Annotated in this window: 18 protein-coding genes; 12 read left to right on the forward strand and 6 right to left on the reverse strand. The window is 34.1% G+C overall.

Going from position 1 to position 20,990, the window contains the following annotated elements; genetic code table 11:
- Window positions 1–323, forward strand: a 323-nt coding sequence (locus Q1J40_RS02840; protein WP_301098521.1) for an IS1595 family transposase, incomplete at its 5' end; no start/stop codon positions are given.
- Window positions 324–639: 316 nt separating this feature from the next.
- Here Q1J40_RS02840 and glpK read toward each other — a convergent pair.
- From glpK to glpT, 6 genes are all read right to left on the reverse strand, one after another.
- On the reverse strand, window positions 640–2,151 hold the full coding sequence (gene glpK, locus Q1J40_RS02845; RefSeq protein WP_301098522.1) for a glycerol kinase GlpK: 1,512 nt from the start codon (window positions 2,149–2,151) through the stop codon (window positions 640–642).
- A 17-nt stretch (window positions 2,152–2,168) separates the two neighbouring features.
- Complete coding sequence (locus tag Q1J40_RS02850) at window positions 2,169–2,948, reverse strand: MIP/aquaporin family protein (RefSeq protein ID WP_301098523.1); 780 nt, start codon at window positions 2,946–2,948, stop codon at window positions 2,169–2,171.
- A 252-nt stretch (window positions 2,949–3,200) separates the two neighbouring features.
- Complete coding sequence (gene nadN / locus Q1J40_RS02855) at window positions 3,201–4,997, reverse strand: NAD nucleotidase (RefSeq protein WP_301098524.1); 1,797 nt, start codon at window positions 4,995–4,997, stop codon at window positions 3,201–3,203.
- 23 nt (window positions 4,998–5,020) lie between these two features.
- Window positions 5,021–5,635 (reverse strand): hypothetical protein, encoded by a 615-nt coding sequence (locus tag Q1J40_RS02860; RefSeq protein ID WP_301098525.1) that lies wholly within the window; start codon window positions 5,633–5,635, stop codon window positions 5,021–5,023.
- Between the two features lie 120 nt (window positions 5,636–5,755).
- Window positions 5,756–6,841 (reverse strand): glycerophosphodiester phosphodiesterase, encoded by a 1,086-nt coding sequence (gene glpQ / locus Q1J40_RS02865; protein ID WP_301098526.1) that lies wholly within the window; start codon window positions 6,839–6,841, stop codon window positions 5,756–5,758.
- A 78-nt stretch (window positions 6,842–6,919) separates the two neighbouring features.
- On the reverse strand, window positions 6,920–8,359 hold the full coding sequence (gene glpT, locus Q1J40_RS02870; RefSeq protein ID WP_301098527.1) for a glycerol-3-phosphate transporter: 1,440 nt from the start codon (window positions 8,357–8,359) through the stop codon (window positions 6,920–6,922).
- A 262-nt stretch (window positions 8,360–8,621) separates the two neighbouring features.
- Between glpT and glpA the strand changes: the two genes are divergently transcribed.
- From glpA to atpA, 11 genes are all read left to right on the forward strand, one after another.
- Entirely contained in the window at window positions 8,622–10,313 is a 1,692-nt protein-coding gene (gene glpA / locus Q1J40_RS02875) for an anaerobic glycerol-3-phosphate dehydrogenase subunit A (RefSeq protein ID WP_301098529.1), read from the forward strand.
- Entirely contained in the window at window positions 10,303–11,589 is a 1,287-nt protein-coding gene (gene glpB, locus Q1J40_RS02880) for a glycerol-3-phosphate dehydrogenase subunit GlpB (protein ID WP_301098530.1), read from the forward strand. Before glpA ends, glpB begins: the two co-directional genes overlap by 11 nt.
- Window positions 11,586–12,866 (forward strand): anaerobic glycerol-3-phosphate dehydrogenase subunit GlpC, encoded by a 1,281-nt coding sequence (gene glpC, locus Q1J40_RS02885; protein WP_301098531.1) that lies wholly within the window; start codon window positions 11,586–11,588, stop codon window positions 12,864–12,866. The genes glpB and glpC overlap by 4 nt, the downstream gene beginning before the upstream one ends.
- A gap of 1,259 nt (window positions 12,867–14,125) precedes the next feature.
- Complete coding sequence (gene mnmG / locus Q1J40_RS02895; protein WP_301098532.1) at window positions 14,126–16,015, forward strand: tRNA uridine-5-carboxymethylaminomethyl(34) synthesis enzyme MnmG; 1,890 nt, start codon at window positions 14,126–14,128, stop codon at window positions 16,013–16,015.
- Between the two features lie 18 nt (window positions 16,016–16,033).
- The gene (rsmG, locus tag Q1J40_RS02900; protein ID WP_301098533.1) at window positions 16,034–16,651 is read left to right on the forward strand and encodes a 16S rRNA (guanine(527)-N(7))-methyltransferase RsmG; all 618 of its coding nucleotides are present in this window, start codon (window positions 16,034–16,036) and stop codon (window positions 16,649–16,651) included.
- 182 nt (window positions 16,652–16,833) lie between these two features.
- Window positions 16,834–17,220, forward strand: coding sequence for an ATP synthase subunit I (locus tag Q1J40_RS02905; RefSeq protein ID WP_301098534.1), 387 nt, complete (start codon window positions 16,834–16,836; stop codon window positions 17,218–17,220).
- A gap of 28 nt (window positions 17,221–17,248) precedes the next feature.
- Window positions 17,249–18,040, forward strand: a complete 792-nt coding sequence (gene atpB, locus Q1J40_RS02910; protein ID WP_301098535.1) for a F0F1 ATP synthase subunit A — start codon at window positions 17,249–17,251, stop codon at window positions 18,038–18,040.
- A gap of 60 nt (window positions 18,041–18,100) precedes the next feature.
- Window positions 18,101–18,355: a F0F1 ATP synthase subunit C gene (gene atpE, locus Q1J40_RS02915; RefSeq protein ID WP_121122855.1), complete on the forward strand. Its 255-nt coding sequence runs from the start codon at window positions 18,101–18,103 to the stop codon at window positions 18,353–18,355.
- A 41-nt stretch (window positions 18,356–18,396) separates the two neighbouring features.
- Window positions 18,397–18,867, forward strand: a complete 471-nt coding sequence (atpF, locus tag Q1J40_RS02920) for a F0F1 ATP synthase subunit B (RefSeq protein WP_301098536.1) — start codon at window positions 18,397–18,399, stop codon at window positions 18,865–18,867.
- A gap of 13 nt (window positions 18,868–18,880) precedes the next feature.
- Entirely contained in the window at window positions 18,881–19,414 is a 534-nt protein-coding gene (gene atpH, locus Q1J40_RS02925) for a F0F1 ATP synthase subunit delta (RefSeq protein ID WP_301098537.1), read from the forward strand.
- A gap of 12 nt (window positions 19,415–19,426) precedes the next feature.
- Window positions 19,427–20,968 carry a F0F1 ATP synthase subunit alpha gene (atpA, locus tag Q1J40_RS02930; RefSeq protein WP_301098538.1) on the forward strand — a complete coding sequence of 514 codons (1,542 nt, stop codon included), beginning with the start codon at window positions 19,427–19,429 and terminating at the stop codon, window positions 20,966–20,968.
- Window positions 20,969–20,990: the final 22 nt, after the last annotated feature.

The raw sequence follows: 20,990 nt of genomic DNA on the forward strand, positions 1-20,990 counted from the left end.
CTACGACAAGTACATTACTCCAAATTAAAAGGAAAATTGTCCCTGATAGTGTTGTATATACAGATCATTATCGTAGTTATAATGCTCTTGATGTCAGTGATTTTCAACATTTTAGAATTAACCATTCCACTGACTTTGCTAAAGGAAAAAATCATATAAATGGAATTGAAAATTTTTGGTCACAAGCAAAGCGAGTTTTAAGGAAGTATAACGGAATTGATAAGAAAAACTTTCATTTATTTTTAAAAGAATGTGAGTTTAGGTTTAATTATGGGACACCAAAAAATCAGTTGAAGATTCTGAAAAAATGGTGTCAAATTTAGGGCTAATCTATGTCAGCCCCAAATAAAAAATTTAGGGTGGTATTTAAAAATTTTACCCTAAATTTTTCTACTATTATTCTTTAATAAAATATCCTATTAACTTGGATTTATTTCCGATATGATTGCTTCAAAACTAAAGAAGCTATTTGTTTTAGTATTGATTATAAAACAGATAAAAAAGATATAAGAATAGGCATAAGATTCAGATACAAATAGAATTTTCTCTCTAGAAAATGCTAAATACTGAAAAACTTATACCTATTTTCTTTCTATTTATAGAATATAAATAATAATAGATTGTATTCAATCTTTTAGATTATTCAGCGTCTTCTTTTTCCCATTCTAATGAACGTTTCACTGCACGTTTCCAACCTTTATAACGTCTTGCTCGTTTTTCTTCATCGCCATCTGGAATAAAAGTAGTTTCAACAACAGCTTTGCCACGTAATTCTTCTAAGCTTCCCCAGAATCCCGTAGCAATACCAGCTAAGTAAGCAGCACCTAAAGCAGTAACTTCTTTAACAACTGGGCGTTCTACTTTTGCACTTAAAATATCTGCTTGGAATTGCATTAAAAAGTTATTAGAAACAGCTCCACCATCAACACGAAGTGTTTCCAATTTCTCTCCACTATCAGATTGCATTGCATCAAGGACATCGCGAGTTTGATATGCAATAGATTCTAATGTTGCACGAACAATATGGTTACGATTCGATCCACGAGAAAGCCCAACTATTGTGCCTCGGGCATATGGATCCCAATATGGAGCACCTAAACCAGTAAAGGCAGGAACAACATAAACACCATTTGAACTTTCTACTTTTGTAGCGAAATATTCAGAATCACGGCTATCGTGGATTATTTTTAATTCATCACGCAACCATTGGATAGATGCACCTCCCATAAAAATTGAACCTTCAAGGGCATAACAAGGTTCACCTTTGGCATTACAGGCTATTGTTGTTAATAATCCATTTTTAGATTCAACTGCTTTATTACCTGTATTCATCAACATAAAACATCCTGTTCCATAGGTATTTTTTGCCATTCCAGCATCAACACAGAGATGACCGTATAGAGCTGCTTGTTGGTCTCCTGCAATACCAGCCACAGGAATACGTACACCGCCCATTCCACCGATATTCGTTTGTCCATAAATTTCAGAAGAGTTTTTAACTTCAGGCAACATTTCTCTTGGAATATCTAATAGCTCAAGCATTTTATCATCCCATTTTTTGGTATGAATATTAAATAGCATTGTACGAGACGCATTGGTATAGTCGGTAACGTGAACACGTCCTTGAGTTAATTTCCAAACTAGCCAAGTATCGACAGTACCAAATAATAATTCGCCTTTTTTCGCTCTTTCTCTAGCTCCTTCAACATTATCCAAAATCCATTTTACTTTTGTGCCTGAAAAATAAGGATCAACCACTAATCCTGTTGTTTTTCTAATATAATCCGCATGACCTTCGGCTTTTAATTGTGAGCAAAAATCAGATGTACGACGACATTGCCATACGATAGCATTATAGATAGGTTTACCTGTTTCTTTTTCCCAAACTATTGTAGTTTCACGCTGGTTAGTAATACCAATACCCACAATTTGATTAGCTTTAATACCCGCTTTTGCAACAACTTCATTTAATGTTGAACTTTGTGTTGCCCAAATTTCCATTGGGTTATGTTCTACCCAACCAGCTTGAGGGTAGATTTGTGTAAATTCACGTTGTGCAACTTCTACTATATTTGCATTTTTGTCTAATAATACTGCTCGAGAACTTGTTGTACCTTGGTCCAAAGCAATAATGTATTGTTTATTTGTCATAATGGTTATTCCTATTGTTAAATGTTTTTAGGTAAATTTTTACCAATGAAATGTGTATAAATAAAGCCACCGAGTAGTGCACCTATGATTGGACCAAAAATTGGAACAAGGAAGTAAGGAATATCACGTCCACCAGTGAAAGCTATTTCTCCCCAGCCAGCAAGTGAAGCAAATATTTTTGGGCCAAAATCACGAGCAGGATTCATTGCAAAGCCTGTTAAAGGACCTGTTGCACCACCTATAGTAGCAACTAATAAACCAATTAATAATGGAGCTAAAGGGCCTCTTGGAACACCATTACCATCGTCAATAATAGCTAAGATACCAGCCATTAAGATAGCTGTGATGATAAGTTCCACCATAAATGCTTGTGCTACACTGATATTAGGATTTGGATAAGTAGAAAATACCCCTGCAAAACCAATACTTTCACCTCTTACAATATTTTGTGCAGACTCAGCAGCTGCAAAAAGGTTATGATATAAAAAATAAATAATTGCAGCAGCAAAAAATGCACCTAATACTTGAGATATAATGAAAGGTAAAACTTTTTTACCATCAAATGATGCAAACTTCCAAAGAGCAATGGTGACAGCTGGATTTAAATGTGCACCAGATAAACCTGCGGATACATAAACTCCTAGAGCAACAGCTAATCCCCACACAATAGATATCTCCCATAGACCGAATGTCGCGCCAGCAACTTGCGCTGCTGCGACGCAGCCTAATCCAAAAAATATCATTAATGCTGTACCAATAAACTCGCCAATACAGCCTGATTTTAATGATTGATCCATAGATCCCCCTAATAAATGAAATAATGTATAGGTATAAATTTAAAAAAATAAAAACCTTTGAAGCCGAGTATAGGTAAAATATTCTTTTTGGCAAATTTTGAAATTTAAAAATGTGACATATAACTCATTTTTATGTTAATTAAATGTAAAAGTGTGATCTATGTTTGATTTTAAAGAAATTTTTTGAGTGTTTTTGAGTGAATATGAAAGAAACATCTTCTTTTAAGAAGATGTTTCTAGAGAGATATATATTTATTTTTTGGTAATAGGGTTTTCTTCATCAAAATGGAAAATCGCATTTGAGTCTTTATAAGATTCTACAGATTTTTTGATTTCTAAGAATTTAATAAAGTTTTCAGCATCCGGAAGGTAAGTATCTTCTCCACCTCGTTTTTCTACGACTTTGGCAAAAGTATAATAACCATCTTGGCCACCTGCAATATAACTATTAGTGCCTACTTTATACAGTTTTGAATCATTAATTGGTTCAAATTCACCAGTTATTTTATTTTGAACTTCAACTTTAACTAAACGTTTTCCTTGTTCATTTGGATATTGATTAGCTTCATAACGAAGTCCTGCTGCATAAGGGAATGATCCTGTTGATTTATTCATAGAAAAGTTAATCGCATCTTCTAGAACTTGTTTAATTTCTTCACCAGTCATTTCTAATAGGAACAACGTATTTCCAAATGGAAGCATTGTATAGACATCATTATAGGTCATTTTACCTGGTTCTATATCAGATCTAACTCCACCAGAATTTTGAATCGTTAAATCAATATGAGCCCCATAACTTCTCATACTTGTAAGCATCGATTCTGCGATAAATCGAGTCGCAATCGAGCCTTGGGGATTCTCTGCACTAGGTATTCTGTTTGCTGATCCTCCTGGCATGGTGCTACCAACTATTTCGCCTGCAAATTGATTACCTAATGTTTCTTTTTCTTGTTTAAATTTATTTAATATTTCAGTTGCTCTTTCATCAGCCTTAGCTACTTGAAATGTTTTGGTCGCATTTAATTCTGCTAGTATAGCTTCTCTTTCTTTGCCTTCTGGTGTGTATTTATTACCATTTTCATCTTTACGTGTGAATGATGAATCTAAGTGGTAAGGGATAACTGGATGACCAATAACTTCTTCAACAATTCCATTTCTATCAAATTTTACGTTTAAATTACCTACTAATTTACTGTATTCCCATCCTTCAACCACATAAACTGGTTCATTCACTGGCGACATAAATTTGGTTGGATAATCCGCTACAACAGGTAACCTCATTTTTTTGATCTCATCATTACCAAAGAGATAATGAGTATCGCCAGTAATGATAATATCGACGCCAGTAACTTTCTGAGCAATATCGAAATTTCGATTTGCACCAGCATGAGAAAGAAGAATAATTTTATTAACACCTCGTTCTTTTAATATATCTGCATATTTTTGAGTTGTTTCTATCTCATCAGTAAAATCAATATCTTTACCAGGATTTGAAGATTCTTTAGTTTTTCCAACAACATCTAGCCCAATAATCCCAATTTTTTCCCCATTAATTTCTTTGATTGCATATGGCTCCCAATAACCAGCTAATATACTGTCTTTTTGTGGAAGTACGTTTGCTGATAAAACTGGAATTTTTAAGTAATCTAAGAATTTTTTTAAACCTTCATTACCTGCATCAAATTCATGATTGCCTAAAGTAAAATAATCAATACCTGTTTCATTCATCAGTTCTGCATCAGCAGAACCTCTAAATAAAGTAAAATAAAGTGTTCCTGTTATTGCATCTCCTGCATGTAATACAAGTGTATTATCCTTGTGATTTTCTCGAAATGATTTAATAACACTAACAAGTTCAGGATATCCACCAATTTTTACTTTGGTTTTTTTATCATTAATAACAAAATCCAGCTCTGATGGCTCTAAGTGAGAGTGGTGATCATTGATGTGTAAAATATTTACCTCGAAAGGCTTCTTGGTAAAGTAATTACCAACAAGAGCAACGACTGCAACTAAAGGAATAGCAATAAGAAACGACTTTTTTTTCATGGAGTCTCCAAAAAGGTTAGGGATTATTTGATTTGATCATAAACACGCTTTATCTCTTCCTTTGAAGGTTTATCGTATTCCGATCGGGTGATGTGATAAAGATAAGCAAAGTTATCAATAATGATATTTTTAGGGTTATCACCTAAACTATTTATTGTACTGGCTAATGTTTCTCTCATTTTTGTGGATTTGGTGATTATTGCTAATCTATGCTCATCTAGGCTTGATTTATTAGATTGATTTGCAATAACTTTATTAATTAACTCATCGCTATTTTTATAAGTATCAATTGTAACTGGATAATTTTTTAATAAAGATTTTATCTCTTCAAATGCATCTTGAGTTTTATCTAGATAAATTATGACATTTTTATTTGAGGTAGAATTAGCTAAAACAGCTAATTTAATTGCAGGAATAGCACTAGATAATTCTTCTTTAGCCACGTTTGAAATAGCAATAAAACGACAATATTTAGGAACTAATTGATGCTCTGTTTTCAACACATCTTTTAGCATTTCATCGATTTTTTCTTTTTTGTATTTGTATTGTAGCGATGATTTATCATTTGATGAAGCTAAAACAACAGCAGGTACTGACATAGCTACACATCCGAGGATAATATATTTTTTTATATACATATACTACTATACATTCGGTTAATAAACATTATGCTATCATAATAGATTAATATATCTACATAGTAACAAAAAATAATTGGGTAAAAGAAAAATTTACCCAATTATTTACTTTTTTTAGTATTATTTTTTATTCTTTAAAAAGTTTACGCCAGTATCAGGGAAGTCAGTAAATATCCCTGTTGCTCCCGCCTTGTTTAATAAAGCATCATACATTTGATTTACGTCTGTAAAGAAACTTGGTAAAGCATCCTTACGTACCGTATATGGGTGTAATTCCATATTATACTTAGCTAATTCTTTAACTAATGGAGTATAAACAATATGATCAGGAGTTGATTTTTCTTCATCAACTAACATATACCAAGCTGGGCCTACTCCATCAGCATATTTAGCAACTTCAGCCATAGCCCCATCTTTAAACATCCAATCATAGCTATAATTTACCCATTTTCCTGATTTATCTTTTTCTTCTGTTTCATGCCAATCAGTATAACCAATAAGTTGAACAAGTTTTAAATCCATTCCTAATTTAGGTAATAATTCTGTTCTTATTCTTTTTAACTCATTAAAATCAAAAGTTTGTAAATAGACAGGATCTGATTTAGAATCATATCCATATTTTTTAAGCACCTTTAATGTTTCAAGAGCAATATCTTTTCCTTCTTTGTGATGTAACCAAGGTGCTTTTATTTCAGGATAGATTCCAACTTTTTTACCTGTAGATTTTTCTAAACCTTGAATAAATTCAATTTCGTCTTCAAATGTATGAATCTTGAAATGGGATTTCCACATAGGAAAACGATCAGGATATACTTGAACCTCTTTACCATTTTCTATTTTGAAGTTTTCTGTCATATTAAGAGATTGAATTTCTTTTAATGTAAAATCGACAACATAGTAACGACCATCTTTTCTGGCTCTATTTGGAAATTTTTTAGCTACATCGGTTAAACCATCTAAAAAGTGATCATGAATAACAACTAATTTATTATCCTTTGTCATTGCTAAATCTTGTTCTAAATAATCTGCATTTTGTGCAAAGGCTAACGCTTTAGATTCTAAAGTATGCTCTGGTAAGTAACCACTTGCACCTCTATGAGCAATAACAATTTTTTCTGAATGTTGTGTTGATGATTGAGTCATGGTGCTACATCCTGCTAAAACAGCCATACCAACTAAACTGAGTGCAATATTTTTTAATTTCATAATTTTTTCCTGTGATTAGCACATTAGTATATAAAAAGGAAGAATAAGATTGTCATTCTTCCTTTTCTAAATTAGATCTTATTTACCATAATGATCTTCAAGTTTTGCTTTATGTTTAGCTTCTTCTAATGTGACGATGAGTAGAAGGAATACAGAAATTACCCCTCCACCAATAATGACATAGAAACCACCATTCCAGCCAAATTTATCTGCAGCCCATCCAACTACTGCAGATGCTGCAACAGTACCGCCTAGATAACCAAATAATCCTGTAAATCCAGCCGCAGTACCTGCTGCTTTTTTAGGAGCTAATTCAAGAGCATGTAAACCAATTAGCATAACAGGACCATAAATTAAGAAACCAATAGTTGTCATTAAAATGAAATCCATTAATTGGTATGGGTTTTCGTACCAAACTTTATATTGAGCAAGTTCAGCTTCTGGAGTCACTGGATTTAACCAATATGCAATAACAGCAACTGTTGTTAATGTCATAAAGATTAAACCTGTTAAACCACGTTTACCTTTAAATACTTTATCTGAAACCCAACCACAAATTAATGTCCCTGGAATAGCAGCTAATTCATAAATAGTATATGCCCAAGCGGTTCCTTTAATATTGAAATGCTTAACTTCACCTAAATAAACTGGTGACCATTTCAATACACCATAGCGAATTAAATAAACAAACACATTAGCAATTGCGATGTACCATAATAATTTATTTTTTAATACATAAGTCACAAAAATTTCTTTTGTGGTTAATTCATTTTCGTAAGTTTTTTCATCATAATCATCAGGATAATCATTACGCCATTTTTCAATAGGTGGTAAACCGCAAGATTGTGGAGTATCACGCATAATTAAGAAAATTGGTACAGAAACGATCATTGCAGCAATACCTGGGAAATATAAAGCTTGTTGCCATATATCTTTCGCAGTTGCTTGAACTCCATGATTACTGAAATATAATGCGCTTGCTAATAACACCATTGCACCAGGTACCATTCCCCCAACATTGTGAGCGGTATTCCAGATAGAAACGATTGTTCCACGTTCATTTTTAGACCACCAGTGCACCATGGTTTTACCTGCTGGTGGCCATCCCATACCTTGTAACCAACCATTTATGAAGATAATGACCCACATAACAAGAATACTTGATGTTGCCCAAGGAATAAGCCCCATCATAGTCATACATAAACCGGATAGTAGTAAACCAAATGGTAAAAATACTCTAGGATTTGAACGGTCAGACATTCCTGCCATAATGAATTTAGAAAGACCGTACGCTAAACCTGCAGCAGTACCAATCACACCTAAATCAGTTTTTGTGTACATGCCTGCATCAATTAGCCCTTTTTGAGCTAAATCGAAGTTAGCGCGAACAAAATAGTAAGCTGCATAGCCGAAGAAAATCCCTATAAAAACTTGCCAACGTAATCGTCTATAAGTGGGATCTATTTTATCTTTTGGTAGCTCCGGAATATGTGGAGCTGGTTTAAATGGACCAAACATAGTCATCTCCAAAGGGTTGTTATTGTATTTATACAAAAAGAGTATATATGATATCGAAAAAGAAAATAGACATCATTAACTTTATTTAATTTTGTGATGAATTTTACAAAATAATATTTTTTTATACGTTAAAAAATTCTAAAGGCTACCAAAGAGTGATCTACTTCACATTAAATAATTTATTTCCTTGTTTGAAATCGCTCATTTGTATAGAATTAATTCGTATTTTTTTCTTTTATGAACATTTAATGTGGGAGATGTTATGGCTATATCGCCTAAAATGTATCAAAATGTGAGTGATTTTTCCCCGCAAGCTACCGATGTTATTATCATTGGTGGAGGAGCAACTGGTGCTGGGATTGCTCGAGATTGTGCTTTGCGTGGTATCAACTGTATATTACTCGAACGTCGAGATATTGCGACTGGAGCAACAGGGCGTAATCATGGTCTATTACACAGTGGAGCAAGATATGCTGTAAAAGATAGTGAATCTGCAAGAGAGTGTATCGAAGAGAACAAGATTTTACGCAAAATTGCTCGTCATTGTGTTGATGAAACAGAAGGCTTATTTATTACACTACCCGAAGATGATCTAAGTTATCAAAAAACTTTTATAGATGCTTGTTCAGCTTCTGGAATTGAGGCAATTGCCATCGATCCTAAGCTTGCTAAACATATGGAACCTTCTGTTAATCCAGATTTAGTTGGAGCTGTCGTAGTACCAGATGGTTCAATCGATCCATTCCGTTTAACTGCTTCAAATATGATGGATGCAACAGAGAATGGGGCTAAAGTTTTTACCTATTGTGAAGTAAAAGGATTGATCCGAGAAGGCGGTAAAGTAATTGGAGTGAATGTTTATGATCACAAAAATCGTGTAGATCGCCAATTTTTTGCAGAAGTAGTGGTTAATGCTGGGGGAATTTGGGGACAAGGTATTGCAGAATATGCTGATTTAAAAATCAAAATGTTCCCAGCAAAAGGTGCGCTATTAGTTATGGGGCATCGTATCAATAAAATGGTTATCAATCGTTGTCGTAATCCTGCTGATGCGGATATTTTAGTACCGGGTGATACCATTTGTGTGATAGGTACAACTTCAAGCCGTATTCCTTACGATCAAATTGATAATATGGAAGTCACACCTGAAGAAGTTGATATTTTATTTAGAGAAGGTGAAAAATTAGCACCAAGTTTACGTCATACTCGTGTGTTACGAGCTTATGCTGGTGTTCGTCCATTAGTAGCTTCCGATGATGATCCTTCAGGGCGTAATGTCAGTCGAGGAATTGTTTTACTTGATCACCAAGAACGTGATGGACTAGACGGTTTTATTACCATCACAGGTGGTAAATTAATGACCTATCGCCTAATGGCAGAGTGGGCAACTGATCTGGTTTGTAAAAAATTGAATAAATCTGCTCGTTGTGTGACTGCTGAAAACGTATTACCAGGTTCAAATGAAAGTCGAGCGGAAACCAATAATAAAGTCATTTCATTACCAAGCACCATTCGTTACTCCGCTGTATATCGTCACGGTTCTCGTGCAACACGTTTACTCGATAAAGATCGTTTAGACCGTTCTCTAGTGTGTGAATGTGAAGCAGTAACTGCAGGTGAAGTACGTTATGCTATTGATGAATTAAGTGTTAATAATTTGGTTGATCTTCGTCGTCGTACTCGTGTAGGAATGGGGACTTGTCAAGCTGAACTCTGTGCCTGTCGAGCTGCGGGTTTAATGACTCGTTTTGATGTTGCTACACCACGTCAATCAACCACCCAATTAGCCTCTTTTATGGAAGAGCGTTGGCGAGGAATTGAGCCTATTGCGTGGGGTGATGCGATTCGAGAAGCCGATTTCACCAGTTGGATCTATTACAGCCTACTTGGTTTAAACGATGTTCAACCACTTGATCAACAAGCTCAGCAAGGGACGGATAACAATGAATTTTGATGTTGTAATTATTGGTGGCGGTCTAGCGGGATTAACTTGTGGGATTACGCTACAAGAACAAGGTAAACGTTGTGTGATCATCAACAATGGTCAAGCAGCAATTGATTTCTCTTCAGGTTCAATGGACTTATTAAGTCGCTTACCAAGCGGTGAGATTGTGAATGAGTTTTGCAAATCTTATCCATTGTTACAGCAACAATTACCTGAACACCCTTATAGTTTAATTGGGGCAGAAAAAGTATTAGAAAAAGCCCAACAATTCGAACAGTTAGCTAAAGCGTTAAAATTAGATTTAGAGGGTTCCACTCAAGCTAATCATTTTCGTGTAACGCCTTTGGGAGGATTGCGAGGCAGTTGGTTATCCCCAAACAGCGTACCAACTATACAAAATACAGAACAATTTCCGCATAAATCTATCGCTATTTTAGGCATTGAGGGTTATCACGATTTTCAACCTCAATTACTTGCGGAAAATTTAAAACAAAATCCACAATTTGCACATTGTGAATTATCAACGGGTTATCTCAATATTCCTGAATTAGATCAGTTAAGAAATAACGCACGAGAATTTAGAAGTGTTAATATCGCACAACTGCTAGAACATAAATTAGCATTTAGAGATTTAATTGCAGAAATTCAACAATCTAGCAAAAATGCAGAAGCAATTTTCCTACCTGCTTGTTTTGGTTTAGATGATCAACGTTTCTTTAATCAACTAAAAGAGAAAGTAGGTAAAGCTATTTTTGAATTACCAACTTTACCACCCTCATTATTAGGTATCCGACAACATAAACAATTACGTAATCGTTTTGAAATGTTGGGAGGTTTAATGCTGAATGGCGATAAAGCCGTTAAAGCAGATATTGAAAACGGCAAAGTTAGTCAAATATTTACTTCTTTGCATCCAAATGATGCGATTAAAGCTGAACATTTTGTACTAGCTACAGGTAGCTTTTTCAGTAATGGATTAGTTGCTGAATTTGAACAAGTATTTGAACCTGTATTTAATGCTGATATTACAGGTTACAAAAATTTCGAGTCATCTAACCGCTTGTCTTGGACATATCAACGTTTTTCAGCTCCTCAGCCTTACCAATCGGCAGGTGTTACTATCAATGAACATTGCCAAGTAAAAGTGTCAGAACAGTTTATGGATAATTTATATGCTATAGGTAATGTTATTGGTGGCTCTAACAGTTTAGAACTAGGATGTGGTTCAGGAATTGCTGTTGTTACCGCATTATATGTAGCGGAACAAATCGGAGGTACAAAATGAATCTTCAACAATTAATTGACAGTGCACAACAACAAATGCTGTCAACCCCCACAATTCATCATAGTGGAATTGATGAGTCTTTTGAAAGTTGTATCAAATGTACAGCTTGTACTGCCGTTTGTCCTGTTTCTAGACAAAATCCATTTTATCCGGGGCCTAAACAATCAGGTCCAGATGGAGAACGTCTACGTCTAAAAAGTGCTGAACTCTACGATGAAGCATTAAAATATTGTACTAACTGTAAACGCTGTGAGGTAGCCTGTCCTTCTGATGTGAAGATAGGAGATTTGATTATTCGAGCAAGAAACAATCATCTTGATCGTCAAAATAAGCCATTAATGCATAAATTGCGTGATGCAGTTCTAAGTAATACCGATATTATGGGTAAAATGAATACCCCATTAGCACCTATCGTGAATGGTATTACAGGATTGAAAGCTACACGTTTTTTACTTGAGAAAACATTGAATGTTAGTCGTCATCGTACCTTACCAAAATATTCTTTTGGCTCTTTCAGAAATTGGTATTTAAAAAAAGAAGCTGAACGTCAATCTCTTTATAGAGAAAAAGTTGCTTATTATCATGGGTGTTATGTAAATTATAATAATCCGCAGTTAGGTAAAGATTTAATTGATGTTTTTAATGCAATGGATATTGGCGTTGTTCTACTTGAAAAAGAAAAATGTTGTGGCCTACCTTTATCAGTAAATGGCTTTCCTGATAAAGCAAAAAAATTAGCGAAATTCAACTTAACTGAGTTAGAAAAAGCAGTTGATAAAGAAATTGAGGTTGTAGGAACATCATCTAGTTGTACCATGAATTTACGCGATGAATATCATCATATTTTAGGAATGGATAATGCTAAGATCCGTCCACATATGAATATTGTTACGCAATACTTGTATCAACTATTTAATTCAGGTAAGAAACCTAATTTTAAATCAATACCATTACGTGTTGCATATCATACTGCATGTCATGTGGATAAAGCAGGTTGGGCACCTTATACTTTAGATGTTTTAAAACATATTCCTGATCTTGAAATCGTTATGTTACCATCACAATGTTGTGGTATTGCAGGAACTTATGGTTTCAAATCAGAAAATTATGAGGTGTCTCAAGCAATTGGTAATCCACTTTTCGAACATATTAATAATGGTGGCTTTGACTTCGTTGTTTCAGAATGTGAGACTTGTAAATGGCAAATAGATATGTCTACTAAATTGACTTGTTTGCATCCGATTACATTGCTGGCAATGGCATTAGATAGAGCATAAAATATAATGAAAATAAGTATCTAATTTAACTTGGTCCAAAGAAGTTAGATTATTATTTTAGGGGTTGTGTTCGACATTGTATTGAATTTAACCCCTTTAATTTAATTGTATCTATTTTTCATAGTAGATCACCCTAGATATTTAGATTCAAACTCATTTATACTTTCCTTGAGATAAGCATTCAGCTATTGGCTAATTATATAAAAACTTAGTAGCTCAAATTTTAGAGCTTACTATTAAAAATAACTTGTACAATTATTAGTTTTTTATCGTCTATTCCCTCATACCAAATTATTATTTAAGCTCTATTTATGAACTATTTTATTTAGAATAGTTAAAATAATTATATATAAAAATTGAGTAGTCCTAGGTAACAACTAAAAATCCCATTTAGGTTAATATACCAATATGAGGAAAAGTTGTTTAAGCTAGTATAAATAAAACTACCATTGATTTTATTCCCATCGACTAAGACTACTTATCTATCAACAGCAGTTCAAATTTAGAAATATTTGACAGTGAAATAAAGTGAACGAAAGCTATTTTGGTAGTGTTAGCAAAGATAAACTAGGTTGTAGAGTAACAGATAAAAGATCTATATTCTGGTTATTGAAAAGTAATGGAAAAGTTTATACTGTTGCAGTACTTGATACATAATCAGCGACTAGATTACTTATCATTCGTGATTCGTGAAAAAGTAACGCCTAACAGTACATTATTTATACTCATTTTCTCATTAATCACAGCAACTTAACGGTTCAAATTTATATTTTAAAATAGTTAGTTAAGAGTAATTTAGCTTAGTTACCTAAGACTATTCCAGCTAAAAATATTAAAACAGACAAAATGATTATAATTTAAGCTAATAAAAAATAGCTTATTGATTATAATATAAGCGTTTAAATTTGTGGATAACTAGTATTTTAGTTGTTTTTATCTTGAGATTTATTCAATAATAACTATCTATTTTTTTATACCTGTGGATAACTACACTATTTATCCACAATCTTATTGATATCTTAATTGATCTTTTTTACATCTTTCTTTTAATATAACTTATTGATTTTTATTCAATATAGTTAGTTATCCTTTTAAAAGGCTAATACTAATAAAAAAAATAATAAAGATCTATATATAAAGATCTTATATTAATTAGATCCTTTTTTTCGATCCATTAAAAGATCTGAAATAGCTTTTTCAAGATCCTTTTTTTTCAGGTAGAATTTACTCAGATTTTTTAGGAATTTAAAAGGCTATATATGATTTACAATGAAATATACGATGTTATCGTTGTAGGTGGAGGCCATGCTGGTACAGAAGCAGCCCTTGCCCCAGCGAGAATGGGTTTAAAAACACTTTTATTAACACACAATGTAGATACACTCGGCCAAATGTCTTGTAACCCAGCTATTGGAGGGATCGGTAAAGGACATTTAGTTAAAGAGATCGATGCTATGGGCGGGTTAATGGCGAAAGCTACTGACTCAGCAGGGATTCAATTTAGAACCTTAAATAGCAGTAAAGGACCAGCAGTTAGAGCAACTCGAGCTCAAGCCGATAGAGTCTTATATAGACAAGCGGTAAGAACAGCATTAGAAAATCAACAAAATTTAGATATTTTCCAACAAGAAGTCGTTGATATTTTAATTGAAAATAATCGAGCTGTCGGTGCTGTAACTAAAATGGGTCTAACCTTTAAAGCTCGATCTGTTGTTTTAACAGCAGGAACATTCTTAGCGGGTAAGATCCATATTGGTTTAGATAATTATGCAGGGGGTCGTGCAGGCGATCCTGCTGCAACTATGCTTGCATCAAGATTAAGAGAGTTAAACTTACGTGTTGATCGTTTAAAAACAGGTACTCCGCCAAGATTAGATGCGAGAACAATAGATTTTTCAGTCTTAGCACAGCAACACGGTGATAAAGATTTACCGGTATTTTCATTTATGGGATCGGTTGATCAACACCCTCGTCAAATACCTTGTTATATTACGCATACAAACGAACAAACTCACGATCTTATTCGTAATAGTTTAGATCGTAGTCCAATGTACACAGGGATAATTGAAGGGATTGGACCACGATATTGCCCTTCGATCGAAGATAAAGTAATGCGTTTTAGCGATCGCAATAGCCATCAGATCTATTTAGAGCCAGAAGGACTAAACACGATCGAAGTTTATCCAAATGGTATTTCAACCAGTTTACCTTTTGATGTGCAAATGGGTATCGTCCATTCAATGAAAGGCTTAGAAAATACCCGTATAGTTAAACCAGGCTATGCGATTGAGTATGATTACTTCGATCCTCGTGATTTAAAACCAACCTTAGAAACAAAAGCCATTGATGGATTATTCTTCGCAGGTCAAATTAATGGTACAACAGGGTATGAGGAAGCCGGCGCACAAGGTTTGCTAGCAGGTATTAATGCTGGTTTACAAGTACAAGGTAAAGATGCTTGGTTCCCAACTCGAGATCAAGCTTATACTGGCGTGCTTGTTGATGATCTCTGTACATTAGGTACAAAAGAGCCTTACCGTGTATTCACTTCTCGTGCTGAATATCGTTTATTACTTCGTGAAGATAACGCTGATATCCGTTTAACACCAATTGCTCATAAACTGGGATTGATTGATGATGCTCGTTGGGCGAGATTCAATCAAAAAGTGGAAAATATTGAAAAAGAACGTGAACGCTTAAAACAAATTTGGGTACACCAACAAACTGCAAATTTAAGTGAAATCAATTCATTACTGAATACTCCATTGACTCGAGAAGCGAGTGGTGAAGACTTATTACGTCGTCCTGAAGTTAATTATGATGCTTTAACCCAAATAGAACCTTTTGCTCCAACTTTAGATGATAAGCAAGCGGCTGAACAGGTTGAAATCGCAATTAAATACCAAGGATATATTGAGCATCAATATCAAGAAATTGAACGCCATAAACGTCACGAGAATACTCTGATCCCAGCAGAATTTGATTATGATAAAGTGGAAAGCTTATCTAATGAAGTACGAGCGAAATTAGTAGAGCATCGTCCTGTTTCTATTGGACAAGCTTCTCGTATTTCAGGTATAACTCCTGCTGCAATTTCTATTTTATTGGTCGCATTAAAGAAACAAGGCATGTTAAAACGTGGCGAATAATCAAAAGGAAATTGTAAAATGTTAGCTAAATTAGACCGCTTGTTATTGCAAGCGGATATATCTCTAACTGATCAACAAAAACAACAATTAGTCGATTTTGTTCAATTGCTCGATAAATGGAATAAGGCTTATAACTTAACTTCTGTGCGTGATCCAAATGAAATGTTAGTAAAACATATTATGGATAGTTTAGTTGTAAGTCCTTACTTACAAGGTAATTCTTTTATTGATGTAGGAACAGGTCCTGGACTTCCGGGCATTCCTTTAGCTATTGCTAATCCCGATAAACATTTTATTTTATTAGATAGTCTTGGTAAGCGAATTCGTTTTATTCAGCAAGCATTACTGAAATTAGGCATTAAAAATGTTACGCCAGTACAAAGCCGAGTAGAAGAATATACAGAACAGCAATTTGATGGTGTATTAAGCCGAGCCTTTGCATCATTAAATGACATGGTTAATTGGTGCTACCACTTACCAAATGAAAATGGACAGTTTTATGCTCTTAAGGGTATTTATCATAATGAGGAATTATCAGAGATAGATAAGCCTATAATTGTATCCGAGCTCATAAAATTGGAAGTACCTGAATTGATTGGAGAAAGGCATTTGATTATTTTATCCAAGTCTGAGTAGATAATATATTTGTCTATTTTTATTAATAATGTTAAGTAGCACACATTTTTATTCATTTTATCAGTTGGAATGCTACTGTAAAAAACGTATAATTGACAAGATTTTGCTCGTGTAACTTTTGGTTTTGTACAGTGTGGCAATAGTTATCTTTTTGATTTCTTTTTGTAAAAAATTAGGTGAATATGTCTACTGTTATTAATCAGGCAAAAATTTTCCATAAGAAAGCGCTTAGTATTGAGATAGTTATTTTTTTAATTTCTTTTTTATTTTCGTTTTTATGGGTAAATTTAAGCAGTTCTATTTCCCTGTTTCTTGGGGAAGTTGCAGGGTTATTACCTCATTTTTTGTTTTTTCTTTGGTTTTTCTCAAAAAAAAGTCAGAAAAATAAAAATAAAATGGTTGTTCTGTTTTGTGGAGAAGGAATAAAATGGGGATCTACGATTATATTGATAGTTCTCTTTTTTAAATTTTTCATTAATATGAATATAGTTGCTTTTTTTGTCGGTTACTTTTTTATTTTATTATTGAATAGTTTGCTACCAATATATTTAAAAATTCGTGCAAAATAACTCTCTTTTAATTTCAAAAGGATGAATTATGTCTGGTCAAACAACAACTGACTATATTAGCCACCATTTAACCTTCCTAACATCTGGTGATGGTTTTTGGAGTATTAATATAGATACTTTGTTCTTTTCTATTTTATCAGGTGCCTTATTCTTATTTTTCTTCTATCGTGTATCGAGAAAAGCAACTACAGGGGTGCCAGGAAAATTTCAATGTCTTGTTGAAATTATAGTTGAGTGGGTTAATGGACTTGTTAAAGATAATTTTCATGGCTCACGTGATTTTATTGTCCCTCTTGCATTAACAGTTTTTTGTTGGGTTTTTGTAATGAATACCATAGACTTAATTCCTGTTGATTTTCTTCCTCAAGTAGCTGAAATGTTTGGTGTTGAACATCTTAGAGCTGTTCCTACAGCTGATATGAATGCAACTTTTGGTATGTCAATTTGTGTTTTCTTTCTTATTATTTTTTATACCATCAAATCAAAAGGTGTCAGTGGTTTAGTTAAGGAATACACATTACATCCGTTTAATCATTGGGCATTTATTCCAGTCAACTTCATATTAGAAGTTGTAACATTGATAGCAAAACCAATTTCTCTTGCACTACGTTTATTTGGAAATATGTATGCGGGTGAATTAATTTTTGTATTAATTGCTGTGATGTATATGTCGAGTTCTTTTGCTATTCAAGCGATGGGAATACCTTTACATGTTGCTTGGGCTATATTTCATATTCTTATTGTTGCACTACAAGCTTTTGTTTTTATGATGCTTACAATCGTTTATTTGAGTATTGCTTATAACAAAGCAGAACACTAATTTTTATTTTACTTAAACATGGGGTCATAACCCTTCAACTTCAATTGGAGAAAAAAAACTATGGAAACTGTAATTGGTTCAACAATCATTGCTTCTGCTATTTTAATGGCTTTCGCTGCTTTAGGTACCGCAATTGGTTTCGGTATTTTAGGTGGTCGTTTCTTAGAATCAGCGGCAAGACAGCCTGAACTAGCTAACTCATTAATGACAAAAATGTTTATCGTTGCGGGTCTTCTTGATGCTATCGCGATGATCTCCGTTGGTATTGGTTTATACTTCGCATTCGCAAATCCATTCGTTGCATTATTGGGTTAATATAGAATTGTTATTTTCCACTATAAACGAAGGAGGATGTTGTGAATTTAAATGCAACATTAATTGGCCAACTTATAGCATTCGTACTATTTGTGTTATTTTGTATGAAATTTGTTTGGCCTCCGCTTATCAGTGCAATCGAAACTCGTCAAGCTAATATTGCTGATGCGTTAGCAAGTGCTGAAAAAGCGAAACAAGAGCAAGCAGATACTAAGGTATTGGTTGATAAAGAACTTGCTAAAGCTCGAGAAGAAGCTCAACATATTATTGATTTAGCAAATAAGCGTCGTAATGAAATTTTAGAATCTGTTCAAACTGAAGCAGAAGCTGAAAAAGCAAAAATTATTGAGCAAGGTTATGCTGAAGTTGAAAGTGAGCGTAAACGTGTTCAAGAAGAGCTTCGTCAAAAAGTGGCTGTACTAGCTGTTGCTGGTGCAGAAAAAATTGTGGGACGTACTGTTGATGCAGCGGCTAACAATGACATTATTAACAAGCTTGTTGCAGAACTATAATTAAGGGGGGCAGATGTCAGAATTAACTACAATAGCTCGCCCCTATGCTAAAGCAGTTTTTGATTTTGCTTTAGAACAGAGTCAGTTGGATAAATGGCAAGAAATGTTACAATTTTCAGCGTTAGTTGCTGAAAATGAAGAGGTGGTAGCTTTTATTAACTCTTCTCTTTCCTCGACTCAAATTGCAGATATTTTTATTGCTATTTGTGCCGAACAACTAGACCAATATGGGCAAAATTTCATTCGTATTATGGCTGAAAATAAACGCTTAATTGCGCTACCTTCGGTATTAAACGCATTTCTTGAATTACGTTCAGAACATGATTCAACCAAAAATGTTGAAGTTGTTTCTGCAACAAAATTAAGTAAAGCACAAACCACCAAAATTGTCACTGCGATGGAAAAGCGACTTAATTGCAAAGTTAGTTTAGTTTCTCATGTAGATAAATCATTACTAGCAGGTATTATTATTCGTTATGATGATACCGTTATTGATGCAAGTAGTCGTGGGCAGTTAAATCGTTTAGCAACTGAGTTGTGCTTGTAAGAGGAATAAAAAATGCAACTAAATTCTACAGAAATTAGTGAATTGATAAAAAAACGTATAGCCCAGTTCAATGTGGTAAATGAAGCACAAAGTACCGGGACAATCATTTCAGTAAGTGATGGGATTATTCGAATCCATGGCTTATCTGACGTAATGCAAGGTGAAATGATTGCATTACCAGATAATAAATATGCCATTGCGTTAAACTTAGAAAGAGATTCTGTTGGTGCGGTAGTAATGGGACCTTATGCTGATTTAGCTGAAGGTGATGAAGTTAAGTGTACTGGCCGTATCTTAGAAGTACCTGTTGGAAAAGGATTATTAGGGCGAGTTGTCAACACGTTAGGTCAACCGATTGATGGTAAGGGTGAGATTGATAATGATGGGTTTTCTCCTGTTGAAGTCATTGCACCAGGGGTTATTGAACGTCAATCAGTAGATCAAGCTGTTCAAACTGGTTATAAAGCTGTTGATTCAATGGTTCCAATAGGTAGAGGACAGCGTGAATTAATCATCGGTGACCGTCAAACAGGTAAAACTGCGCTTGCTATTGATGCTATTATTAATCAACGAGATTCAGGTATCAAATGTATTTACGTTGCTATAGGTCAAAAAGCATCAACTATTTCGAATGTAGTTCGTAAATTAGAAGAACATGGTGCATTACAAAATACTATTATTGTTGCTGCATCTGCATCTGAGTCTGCCGCATTACAATATTTAGCTCCATATGCAGGTTGTGCAATGGGGGAATACTTCCGTGATCGTGGTGAAGATGCTTTAATTGTTTATGATGATCTATCTAAACAAGCGGTTGCTTATCGGCAAATTTCTCTACTTTTACGTCGTCCACCAGGTCGTGAAGCTTTCCCAGGAGATGTTTTCTATCTTCACTCTCGCTTACTTGAGCGTGCAGCTCGTGTTAATGTTGAATATGTAGAGCGTTTCACTAAGGGTGAAGTAAAAGGTAAAACTGGTTCATTAACAGCATTACCTATTATTGAAACTCAAGCAGGTGACGTATCAGCATTCGTTCCAACTAACGTAATTTCAATTACTGATGGACAGATTTTCTTAGAATCTAATTTATTTAACTCAGGTATTCGTCCAGCAGTTAACCCAGGTATTTCGGTTTCTCGTGTTGGAGGATCAGCTCAAACTAAGTTAATTAAAAAATTAGCAGGAGGTATCCGTACTGCACTTGCTCAATATCGTGAGTTAGCAGCATTTGCTCAATTTGCATCAGATCTTGATGAAGCGACAAGAAAACAACTTTCTCACGGTCAAAAAGTAACTGAGTTACTTAAACAGAAACAATTTTCTCCAATGACTGTTGCAGAATTGGCTTTATCTTTAGCTTCTGCTGAGTATGGATTCTTAAATGATATTGAAGTTGACCGAGTGAGATCTTTTGAATTATCTCTTTTAGAGTATGCAAATACTCATCATGCAGACTTTATGAAAGAACTTTCTAAATCAGGTGATTATAATGATTCTATCAAAGAAAAATTGACTGGAATATTAAGTGATTTCAAAAAGAATAGTTCATGGTAATTCTACTTTAGCGGAGAAATAA

The sequence above is a fragment of the Otariodibacter sp. genome (assembly GCF_029256985.1).
Classification (GTDB): domain Bacteria; phylum Pseudomonadota; class Gammaproteobacteria; order Enterobacterales; family Pasteurellaceae; genus Otariodibacter.

Coding starts and splice junctions, on each gene's coding strand:
- atpB (WP_301098535.1), top strand. CDS start 17,249: ATGTCTGGTCAAACAACAACTGACTATATTAGCCACCATTTAACCTTC.
- Q1J40_RS02860 (WP_301098525.1), bottom strand. CDS start 5,635: ATGTATATAAAAAAATATATTATCCTCGGATGTGTAGCTATGTCAGTA.
- glpC (WP_301098531.1), top strand. CDS start 11,586: ATGAATCTTCAACAATTAATTGACAGTGCACAACAACAAATGCTGTCA.
- Q1J40_RS02850 (WP_301098523.1), bottom strand. CDS start 2,948: ATGGATCAATCATTAAAATCAGGCTGTATTGGCGAGTTTATTGGTACA.
- glpT (WP_301098527.1), bottom strand. CDS start 8,359: ATGTTTGGTCCATTTAAACCAGCTCCACATATTCCGGAGCTACCAAAA.
- Q1J40_RS02905 (WP_301098534.1), top strand. CDS start 16,834: ATGTCTACTGTTATTAATCAGGCAAAAATTTTCCATAAGAAAGCGCTT.
- mnmG (WP_301098532.1), top strand. CDS start 14,126: ATGATTTACAATGAAATATACGATGTTATCGTTGTAGGTGGAGGCCAT.
- glpQ (WP_301098526.1), bottom strand. CDS start 6,841: ATGAAATTAAAAAATATTGCACTCAGTTTAGTTGGTATGGCTGTTTTA.
- rsmG (WP_301098533.1), top strand. CDS start 16,034: ATGTTAGCTAAATTAGACCGCTTGTTATTGCAAGCGGATATATCTCTA.
- atpE (WP_121122855.1), top strand. CDS start 18,101: ATGGAAACTGTAATTGGTTCAACAATCATTGCTTCTGCTATTTTAATG.
- glpA (WP_301098529.1), top strand. CDS start 8,622: ATGGCTATATCGCCTAAAATGTATCAAAATGTGAGTGATTTTTCCCCG.
- atpA (WP_301098538.1), top strand. CDS start 19,427: ATGCAACTAAATTCTACAGAAATTAGTGAATTGATAAAAAAACGTATA.
- atpH (WP_301098537.1), top strand. CDS start 18,881: ATGTCAGAATTAACTACAATAGCTCGCCCCTATGCTAAAGCAGTTTTT.
- glpK (WP_301098522.1), bottom strand. CDS start 2,151: ATGACAAATAAACAATACATTATTGCTTTGGACCAAGGTACAACAAGT.
- glpB (WP_301098530.1), top strand. CDS start 10,303: ATGAATTTTGATGTTGTAATTATTGGTGGCGGTCTAGCGGGATTAACT.
- nadN (WP_301098524.1), bottom strand. CDS start 4,997: ATGAAAAAAAAGTCGTTTCTTATTGCTATTCCTTTAGTTGCAGTCGTT.